The organism is Synechococcus sp. H60.3, from assembly GCF_047462295.1.
Lineage (GTDB): Bacteria > Cyanobacteriota > Cyanobacteriia > Thermostichales > Thermostichaceae > Thermostichus.
The window spans coordinates 10,893-14,228 of sequence record NZ_JANSIY010000067.1 but is presented as its reverse complement, the minus strand read 5'-3'; the positions used below and the strand labels follow the sequence as shown (position 1 = coordinate 14,228).

3 protein-coding genes are annotated in these 3,336 nt (G+C 60.6%); 2 read left to right on the top strand and 1 reads right to left on the bottom strand.

Annotation, left to right across the window (positions count from 1 at the left end; translation table 11 throughout):
• Positions 1–16: 16 nt before the first annotated feature.
• On the bottom strand, positions 17–1,756 hold the full coding sequence (locus NW841_RS08410) for a serine/threonine protein kinase (protein ID WP_414386078.1): 1,740 nt from the start codon (positions 1,754–1,756) through the stop codon (positions 17–19).
• A gap of 390 nt (positions 1,757–2,146) precedes the next feature.
• Between NW841_RS08410 and NW841_RS08405 the strand changes: the two genes are divergently transcribed.
• Both NW841_RS08405 and NW841_RS08400 read left to right on the top strand, forming a co-directional pair.
• Entirely contained in the window at positions 2,147–3,106 is a 960-nt protein-coding gene (locus NW841_RS08405) for an NAD(+) kinase (protein WP_414386077.1), read from the top strand.
• Between the two features lie 30 nt (positions 3,107–3,136).
• Positions 3,137–3,336 (top strand): histidine phosphatase family protein (locus tag NW841_RS08400; RefSeq protein WP_414386076.1); only part of this gene is annotated, 200 nt, incomplete at its 3' end.

Below are 3,336 nucleotides of genomic sequence, written 5' to 3'. Positions count from 1 at the left end.
GCAGCGTCAGATCTGTCTAAGACACCGGTGTCGGTGCCGGAGTTCGAGTAGGCGTCGCCACCGGGGTAGGAGTGGGTGTTGGTGCCGGAGTTGGAGTAGGCGTTGCCACCGGAGTGGGAGTGGGTGTTGGTGCCGGAGTTGGAGTAGGCGTTGCCACCGGAGTGGGAGTAGGTGTTGGTGCCGGAGTTGGAGTAAGTGTCGCCACCGGCGTGGGGGTGGGGACGGGCTCGAGGGTAGGTGTCGGGGTGACTGCGGCGGTAGGGATCGGCTCCGGTTCTTCCTGGGTATCGCGGGTTGCTGGGCGCGGCCAGAGCAAAAACGCGGCCAACAAAGCCACAGCGCCTCCCCCAGCCAAGACCCACTTCAGGCTGCTGCCAGAAGGCTGGAGAACCGTTGGGGGGGCAGCTTGCGGCAGAGGGCGGGTGCGGGGGGTATCCGTCCGTGGTGGGACGGGGGGATCCTGAGGAGGAGCAGCCGGACGAGTGTTGCTGGCTGGGATGACTGTAGAGGGCGTTTTGGCAGTTTCGCCTGCAGCTTGAGAGGAGGGATCCGGCGCAGCTTCTGCCGAGGTAGTTGAGGGGAGAGGTTCCTGCCCGGCGACGTAGTAGGGGATCCCTGCACCTGGAGGGGAGACCGGCTCCTCTTCAATGAGATCCAAATCCTCATCGCGGATATCTTCAAAGGCGGCTGCAGCAGTCGATCTTGTATTGCTGGTGGTTTCGATTGGCGGCCTGGGAATAGAAGAAGGTGGAGCATGGCCTTGAGCCTTGGCACCGCTGGTGGGAAGAATCACGGTACTGGCCTGGCTGCTGGAGAGTTGAGTGGCCACCGTCAGCTCATAGGCTTGCAGCAGCCGCTCCCCTAGCTCCTGCATCGTCTGCGGCCGCTCGTCGGGGTTTTTCTTTAGACAATCCATCACCACCGCTGCCACCGCAGGTGGGATTGGCTGCGGGGTTGTTGCCGAGGTGAGCTCAATCGGGTTTTCGTAGCAATGGGCGTGGATCCAACTGTGCAGAGTGTCGGTTTCCAATTGAAAGGGCATGGATCCCGTCAGCATCTCGTAGAGCACCACCCCCAGGGAGTAGATGTCTGAGCGGGCATCCAGAGACTTGCCCCGTATCTGTTCAGGAGAGGCGTAACGAGCGGTGCCGATAAATCCACCCCCTTTTTGGGTGCCCAGGCTAAGGGTGTGATCCGCCAAGGTTTTGGCTACGCCGAAGTCGAGGATTTTCAGTTGCGACGTGAGCTGGCCATCTTGAAAAACCCGCTCAACAAACAGGTTGCTGGGCTTGATGTCGCGGTGAATCACGCCCCGAATCTCGCGGCCTTCGACCTTGGCATGAAATGTATGGGCAAAGTGCAGCCCCTCACAAGCCTGCAGGGCCAGCCGAAGGGCTTGCCGGAGCGGCAGAGCCCCTTTTTCTCGAATCAGCTTGCCCAGATCCTGCCCCTTGAGGTATTCCATCACCAAGTAGGCCTGCTCCCCCTCTTGGCCGTGATCCAAGACTTTGACGATGCGGGGATGCTGGCCCAGAAGGGTGCTGACGCGAACCTCTTCGGCAAAGCGGCGACGCAAATCGGTCTGGGCGTCACCCCGGCTCAGCAGCATAGGGGCATGCAGGATCTTAACAGCCACCTCTTGGCGGTTGTTGTGCAAGTCCAAAGCGCGAAAGACGGATCCCATGCCGCCGCCACCGATTTCTTGAATCAGTTGGTAGCGGCCACCCAAAATGCGATCGGTGAGATCGGGGGCCATAGGTTTGCAGGTGCAGCGAAGAAGCAGCTTGGGCAGGGCTGTCCATACGATAAACCAATTGCTGGAGTTTATACCGGCTCATTTCCCCGTCCAACTCAGGGATCCCAATCTTTGACGCTCTGGGAACTCTGCGCCGCTCAAGCCCTCACCCCCAACCCCTCTCCCAGAGGGAGAGGGGAGTTGGAGCGGCGCGTTTGCGGCAGCGCTGCCTAGCAATAACGACGCGACGAGCCGTTTTTTACTGCTACTTGGAATAACCATTTAGAGATTTTCTTAAGGATCCCTAGTAAATGTGAAAAAAAGCGAGAGGGAATGCTGAGGAAATGAGGCCTTGTGGGCAACCTTCGGCCTGAAGAGGGATGATCGGAAGGGATCCCTGCGCGAGGGCTTATGGACTTGGGCTTGGTGGTGATTGCCTACAAGGAGGGGGATCGGGAGAGCAAAGCCGCCTGTCAATTGTGTGCGGAGCAATTGCGTCGGCGCGGCGTTACGGTGCTGACCGCTCCCACCGGCTTGCACCACAACCCCTACCCGGTCTTTTTGGAGGCCACTTCGGATCCCATCGATCTGGTGGTGGTGCTGGGGGGAGATGGGTCGGTGTTGGCGGCAGCCCGCCACCTGGCCCCGCACGGGATCCCGATTTTGCCCATTCAGTCGGGGGGCAGGCTGGGGTTTTTGGCCCAGTCGGAGCGGGTGCTGCATCAGGATCCCTGGGATCGCATCCAGGCGGGAGACTTCGTCCTGCAAGCCCGCATGATGTTGCAGGCCCAGATTTGGGAGCAAGCGCAATTGGGGCAAGGGGCTATCCCTGGGGAGGGCAAGCGGCAGGGCCGCCCGGTCAGCGAAGTCTACTACGCCCTCAACGAAATGTGCCTCAAGCCCATCAACCGGGAACGCCTGCCCGCCGCCATCATGGAAATCGAAGTCAATGGCGAGATTTTGGATCAGTACCACGGGGATGGCGTGCTGGTGGCCACGCCAACGGGATCCACTTCCTACACTTTGGCAGCCAATGGCCCCATCCTGGAGCCTACCTTTGAGGCCATCATCATCACTCCCATTTGTCCCCTCAGCTTGTCCAGCCGGCCCATTGTTATCAGCGGCACAGCCACGGTGGAGATCTGGCCCCTTGCCGATCCGGAAGGGCTGACCCGCCTCTGGACTGATGGTGTCTTGGCTCAATCGGTCAACCCCGGCCAGTGGGTGCAAATTCAACGGGCTCCCCTGCCGGCCAAGCTGATGATCCTAGAAAAAGACCTCTCCTACTTCCGCACCTTGCGAGAAAAGCTGCAGTGGGCCGGCAGCCGCATCTACATCCCCACCACCAACCACCGCCCCGCGGGGGAGTAGCGGAGTTTAACTCCCCTGGAATCTTCTCCCATGAGCCTCAGACTGTACCTACTCAGACACGGGGAAACCCCCTACAGCCGTTCCGGTAGCTTTTGTGGCGCCCTCGATCCCGACCTCACCCCCGAAGGCCAGCAGATGGCAGAAGCTTTTGCCGGGATCCCTTGGCAGGCCCTCTACGTCAGCCCGATGCGGCGCACCTTGGCTACTCTCAGGCCGCTGGCAGAGAAGAC

What these genes read in the sequence shown, in the direction of transcription:
- NW841_RS08410 (WP_414386078.1), bottom strand. Translation starts at nt 1,756, where the DNA reads ATGGCCCCCGATCTCACCGATCGCATTTTGGGTGGCCGCTACCAACTG.
- NW841_RS08405 (WP_414386077.1), top strand. Translation starts at nt 2,147, where the DNA reads ATGGACTTGGGCTTGGTGGTGATTGCCTACAAGGAGGGGGATCGGGAG.